Origin of the sequence: Roseibium sp., from assembly GCF_025698965.1 — a bacterium.
Lineage (GTDB): Bacteria > Pseudomonadota > Alphaproteobacteria > Rhizobiales > Stappiaceae > Roseibium.
In genome coordinates this window covers 1-5,981 of record NZ_JAILWL010000413.1, presented here as the reverse complement: position 1 = coordinate 5,981, position 5,981 = coordinate 1, and the positions used below count along the sequence as shown (strand labels likewise).

The 5,981-nt window shown below is 58.1% G+C and carries 4 protein-coding genes and 1 pseudogene; 2 read left to right on the top strand and 3 right to left on the bottom strand.

The window, feature by feature from the left end; genetic code table 11:
- The 3 genes from K5905_RS25530 to K5905_RS25520 form a co-directional block, all read right to left on the bottom strand.
- Positions 1-1,124, bottom strand: a 1,124-nt coding sequence (locus K5905_RS25530) for an FG-GAP-like repeat-containing protein (protein ID WP_297589400.1), incomplete at its 3' end; no start/stop codon positions are given.
- Complete coding sequence (locus tag K5905_RS25525) at positions 1,121-2,548, bottom strand: di-heme oxidoredictase family protein (RefSeq protein WP_297589398.1); 1,428 nt, start codon at positions 2,546-2,548, stop codon at positions 1,121-1,123. The genes K5905_RS25525 and K5905_RS25530, both read right to left, overlap by 4 nt.
- Complete coding sequence (locus tag K5905_RS25520; RefSeq protein WP_297589396.1) at positions 2,545-3,810, bottom strand: ROK family transcriptional regulator; 1,266 nt, start codon at positions 3,808-3,810, stop codon at positions 2,545-2,547. The genes K5905_RS25525 and K5905_RS25520 overlap by 4 nt, the downstream gene beginning before the upstream one ends.
- 268 nt (positions 3,811-4,078) lie before the next feature.
- Here K5905_RS25520 and xylF point away from each other — a divergent pair, with 268 nt between their 5' ends.
- Both xylF and K5905_RS25510 read left to right on the top strand, forming a co-directional pair.
- Entirely contained in the window at positions 4,079-5,110 is a 1,032-nt protein-coding gene (gene xylF / locus K5905_RS25515; RefSeq protein ID WP_297589394.1) for a D-xylose ABC transporter substrate-binding protein, read from the top strand.
- A 133-nt stretch (positions 5,111-5,243) separates the two neighbouring features.
- Positions 5,244-5,981 (top strand): annotated as a pseudogene (locus tag K5905_RS25510) (sugar ABC transporter permease); the annotation flags it as partial.

Here is a 5,981-nt window from a genome sequence, read left to right as displayed (position 1 = left end):
ACATTGCCCTTGGCGATGAACAGGTCCCAAAGACCGTCATTGTTGACGTCCTGAAACTCGGAGTGCCACCCGGTCGAGGGTTTCAGGTCGTCACCTGAATAGGGCCGATGTGCGGTGACGCCCAGGTCAAAGGCAATATCCTGATAGACCGGCACCGTTTCATCGGTATCCGCATCCAGCTTCTGGAGCTTTGTGTCCCCCATGCTGGTCAGTGCGAATTCCGGGAAGCCGTCGACATCAAGATCGATCGAGGCAATGCCCATGCCCCAGATCTTCAAATGTTGCCATCCGTCCGACTTTCTGTAGGGGCGGGGAGGCCGTCCCGGAGGAACGGCCCAGAGCTGTTCTTCTCCGCCGCGATAATAATGGCGGTCGTTCGAGATCCTGAGAGCCGCTTCTCCGGACCTGTTCCAGTCGGTGAAGAGGATCGACAAAGTACAGTACCCGGGTGACAAGCGCATGGCGTCCGGATATCCGGGCTTGCCTTCTGCACTCGGTTCAGGGCGGTAGAGAAAATTGTCGTGGCACGTGCCCCAGGGGGAGCCGGGGGCCGAGCGGTCGACATAATTACCGAATGCCAGCGTTGGAAACTGATTTCCCGGTTCGAAGGTGGCGGAAAAGGCCGTTGTCCACTCACGCCCGCCATCGAAACCGAGTGCGCGGTTGGCAACCTCGAATGTGCAATCCCCACGACCTTGAAGGAGCAGGTTTTCACCAAGACGCAGCAGAACCAGGTCAAGGACGTCGTCATTATTGAAATCGAGCGGATAGGCTCCGAGGACCATTGCTGATTGCTTGGAGGTAAGCCCGGTGTCAACGGGATCAAAATTCAGCACTCCACCGGTCGGGCTGGCATTGCGGAAAAGTTGGGACGGATTTTTACCTCCGGCGATGAACAGATCGGGCTTGCGATCTCCATTGCAGTCGAAAATTGCAGTCCCGCCGCCAACGAAAAACTCCCAGGCACCGTCATAAGTGTGGTCGACACCGGCGGTTTTCGCTTCTTCAACAAAGCCTGGTATCGGGGCAAGCGAAACTTGCGGAGGTTGAGTGTCTGCCACAGCCGGATGTGCCAGCAAGCTCGCAAACAGGGTGCCGGTCATTGTGGAAATGAGACGATTCATTCGGCAATCTCCAGGCTGCGCAGGAAGGCGATGATCGACTGGCGGTCCGGTCCCGGCAGACCCGCATATGCCTTGCGGCTATCGGTTGCCTCGCCGCCATGCGCCAGAATGACCTCGTCCAGCGTGGTTAAATCACCTCTGTGGCCATAAGGGGCTGTACTGCCAACTCCCCAGAGTTCTGCCGTAATGAACACGTCCCGCGCCACAAATCTTTGAGCCAGAAGTTCATTGCCGAATGTGTCATTGGCTGCATCAGCAATTTTGTGACGTTTCAGATCTCCATAAAGAGGGACCAGCACCCGGCCCTGATCGTCACGCGGTAGAGCCTTGACCCAGTCAAGCGTGGCTAGATCAAGCGCAAGCGGTTGTTCAAGATCGCTCTGGCGCAGGGTTCCTGCAGTGTCGAATGGACCCGGGTCATGAAAAACCAGGCTTTCCAGCGGCAGTGAAGGCACGTGGCACGACGAACAGTCGATTTCGTTAAAAAGCACTTCACCCCGTTGGGCGGCCTCCTGCCAGATTTCCGGCAGATTGTCCTTGCGTGCGGGAGCCGGCAGCGTTGCTTGCCAGGCAACGAGCGCGGAAATCTGACCTACCGTCATTTCGTTCGCATATCCGTCGGCGTCGAAATCGTCCGTTCCGGTCCATTCAGGGCCGAACCGTTCGCTGGGTTGAATGCCGTGGTGGGCGTTCATTGCGTTGACCGTGAATTGGCGCAACGATGAAAAGACCCCCTTCTGACTGAAGGGGCGTAACGTCAGATCGTCATCGATGCCGTCCAGAGCGGATACGTCCAGAGTTCCATCCGGATAAGCGGTGAGCGCTCCGAACGAAATCCCCTTCGTTTGCAGGTCGGCTTTGACCTGTTGGTTTTCAGCCCTCGCCTTCGCAAGAACGTGCCGCCTTTGCTGTCGCAGGTCTGTCGTCATCTCCCGAGCCAGCAACTCGATCAGGCCGGCTCCCTGGATCGCATTGGTGTTGCGTTCGTTGGAAAATTGCGGGTCGATCGTGTCAAAATCTGCACTCTCAAACCCCTCGGAGACAAAGACATTTGCCGTGAAAGCGCCCGCTCCACCGACGACCGGTTCGTTGTGACAGGATGCACAGGCATTGGCATCAGGGCCTGCAAGCCGCTGGAAGGCGAGATGGGATTGGCGACGGACTTTCGTTGGAACAGTGGCGCCGGTCGCGTCCGGCCGTCCCGCGCCGTCTAGGGTGGTGAATTTGGCGGAAAACAGTTCTTCGCCAAGAGGTTGGAGAACCGCAATAGGGTCCTGACCTGAGGCCGCCAGTGCCCCGATATCGACGTCGCTCCTGATCGCTTTTTCGCTCCAGGGTGGCAAATCGGGATCCGCAAGCGATCCGGTTGGCAGGAACGCGAAGGCGACGCAGAGTGTGGATGTCCACTTGAGTGCCCTTGTCATGCGGGCACTTCCGAATTGTCGGGTCGGGAAGACCGATTGGACGAGGGAGAGGCGGATCCCAGAAAATCCTTGTCCAGACGTTCCATCGATTGCGCGATCAGGCCGCTGCGAATGAAGTCCTCGTTCCAGGGCATCACATCGAGCGAGAAATTGTTCCTCAAATCAGCAACGAGTGCTTCTTCCAACCCTTCCCACATGCCTTTTTCCATGAAGGAAAACGCCCGCATTGCCGCGCCGGTCAGAACCAGGCGCTTCGGATCGATCATTGCGATCACCCTGGCAATACCATAGCCGAGCACCCGTCCGGCTTCATGGAAAGCCTTGAGGGCGTTCTCATCTTCCGAACTTGCCAGCTCAATCAGGCGCGCCAGGCCACTCACACCTGCATCGATGGACACCGGATCGGTGTTTTCGGGCAGATGGGAAGCCGCCCGCACCAGGGCGTAATCGGAAAGATAGGCCTCCAGGCAACCCTTCTTGCCACAGCGACAAAGAGCCCCGCCCGGAATATGGTTGGCATGTCCGAATTCCGCCGCCGTGCCACTCGCCCCGGCGAACAGCTGGTTGTTGAGATAGAGCCCCATGCCGACACCGTAATCGAGCATGATCACAGCAAACGTGCCGCTGTAACGGTTCGGGTCCGACCAGTGCAACGCTTCGGTTATCATATTGGTATCGTTGGAGATATAGCACTCGGCGCCAAAGGCCGACTGCAACGGTTCAACGACCGGTATCTTTCGCCCGGCAAAGGCCGGGCTCCAGGCGACAACACCGGTTTCCGTTTCCACGACACCTTGCGCGGCGACGCCGATCTCGCGGACACGCGACGGACCGACACCTGCTTCCTGCAGAAACAGTCTGATCGCTTCGGTCAGCGTTTCTGGAAAGCTGTCGGCATCTGCTGACGCGCTGTCGAAGTGAGTGCGTTTGTCCTGTGTCACCTCACCGGCAAAATTCACCAGTGACAGATCGATGTTGTTGACCGACAGCCGGACCCCGATCGTATAGACCGCATCCGGATTGAGTTTCAGCAAGGTGCGCGGCCGACCGCGCGCCTGAGGTGTTTTGGGCTCCTCGCTTTCCAGACTGAGAATCAATCCCTGGTCCAGAAGGTCGGAGGTGATGGCCGTCACGGTAGCAGGGCTTAGCCGCGTCATCTGGCCGAGATCGATCCGAGCCATCGGACCTTTCCGGCGCAGGGCCTGTAGAACAATACTTCTGTTTTGCCGCCGGATCTGATCCCGGTCCGCCTTGCGTGTCATGCTCGCTCAGCTCTTCCCACGGTGTTTCCTCTGTCCCGGTTTTTACCGGTTTTCCTGCTCTTCTACGGAGATTTCAAGCCCCATGGAGCAGAGTTTTACAAAACCATGTTGACAGGAGCCGCGCTTTCCTGCAACTTTTTTTCGGGCACCAAAAAAAATAACAACATGGTTGTCCTAATTGAGAGTGCCTCAAAAGGCGCTTGCTAAACAGACGCATTTTCGGTGCGGCCAAACGACGTGTGCCGCATCAACTGGAGGAAACATCGCAATGCGTAAGATTACCACTTTGCTGGCGGGCGCCCTTTTGTCCGCGACTGCCCTGACCGCTGCCAATGCAGCAGACGCCGTCGTCGGTGTGAGCTGGTCGAATTTCCAGGAAGAACGCTGGAAAACCGATGAAGCCGCCATCAAGGGCGCTCTGGAAGCTGCCGGCGCAAAGTATATCTCTGCCGACGCACAGAGCTCTTCCGCGAAGCAGCTGTCCGACGTAGAAGCCCTCATCGCTCAGGGCGCGACAGCGCTGATCATTCTGGCCCAGGACGCTCAGGCAATCGGTCCGGCTGTTCAGGCCGCAGCTGACGAAGGTATTCCGGTTGTTGGCTACGATCGTCTGATCGATGATCCGCGTGCCTTCTACCTGACATTCGACAATGTTGAAGTCGGGCGCATGCAGGCTGCCGAGGTTCTGGCTGCCGCGCCGAAAGGCAACTACGTCATGATCAAGGGCTCCCCGACCGACCCGAATGCGGATTTCCTCCGCGGCGGTCAGCAGGAAGTTCTGCAGGCTGCAATCGACACTGGCGACGTCAAGATCGTGGGCGAGGCCTACACCGATGGCTGGCTGCCTGCGAACGCTCAGCGCAACATGGAACAGATCCTGACGGCGAACGACAACAAGGTTGACGCCGTTGTCGCCTCCAACGACGGCACCGCAGGTGGTGTTGTCGCGGCTCTGACCGCACAGGGCATGGAAGGAATTCCGGTATCCGGTCAGGATGGCGACCATGCCGCCCTGAACCGTGTCGCGAAGGGTACCCAGACCGTGTCCGTATGGAAAGACGCACGCGAACTCGGCAAGGCAGCCGGTGAAATCGCGGTTGCTCTGGCTGATGGCGCTGAGATGTCCGACATCCCAGGCGCTGCCAAGTGGACCTCTCCGGGTGGCACCGAGCTGACGGCGAAGTTCCTGGCTCCGCTGCCGATCACCAAGGACAATCTGTCGGCTGTTGTCGACGCTGGCTGGATCACCAAGGACGATCTGTGCCAGGGCGTCCAGAACGGCCCGGCTCCCTGTAACTAATAACAGTACGCTGAAAGCACGGTCCCGGTTACAATAACCGGGACCGAATTCAGGGTTGACTGCCAAAGCAGCGCCCCCGGGACAGGCCACCCGAAGCGAATAGCGTAATGGTCTCCAAGCAGGAGTAACCTCGATGTCGGACACCGCTCTGCCTGGGTCGAAGAACCCGGCAGCACGAAACTTTTTTGCCGCGTTGCAACTCGACACCCGCCTTTTGGGCATGATCGGAGCGTTTATCGTTCTGTGTCTTGTGTTCAACGTGTTCACAGATGGGCGGTTCCTTACACCGCGCAACATCTTCAACCTGACGATCCAGACCGTGTCTGTTGCCATCATGGCGACCGGAATGGTGTTTGTTATCGTCACCCGTCATATCGATCTGTCGGTCGGGTCTTTGCTGGCCACCGTTGCAGCAGTGATGGCGGTCGTACAGACGGACATTCTCGCACACCCCGACGTTCTTGGCCTCGGCCATCCTGCGATCTGGGTCATCGCGCTTCTTTGCGGGATTGTCGTTGGCGTGGCCATCGGAGCCTTTCAGGGATGGATGATCGGATATCTGGGTATTCCGGCTTTCATCGTGACACTGGGCGGCCTGCTCGTCTGGCGGAACGTTGCCTGGTTCATCACCTCGGGACAGACCATCGGTCCGCTGAATGAGAGCTTCACGATGCTTGGCGGTATCGGTGGAACACTGGGCGAAAGCGCATCATGGGTGTTCGGTATTCTCGCCGCAGCATTGGCGCTGTGGTTGCAGATTGGCTCACGGCGGCGGAAAGCGTCACATGGTTTCCCCGTTAAACCGGTGTGGGCAGAAGCAACGATCGGTGTGATTACGACTTTTGCGATCTTGGGATTCGTCGGAATTCTG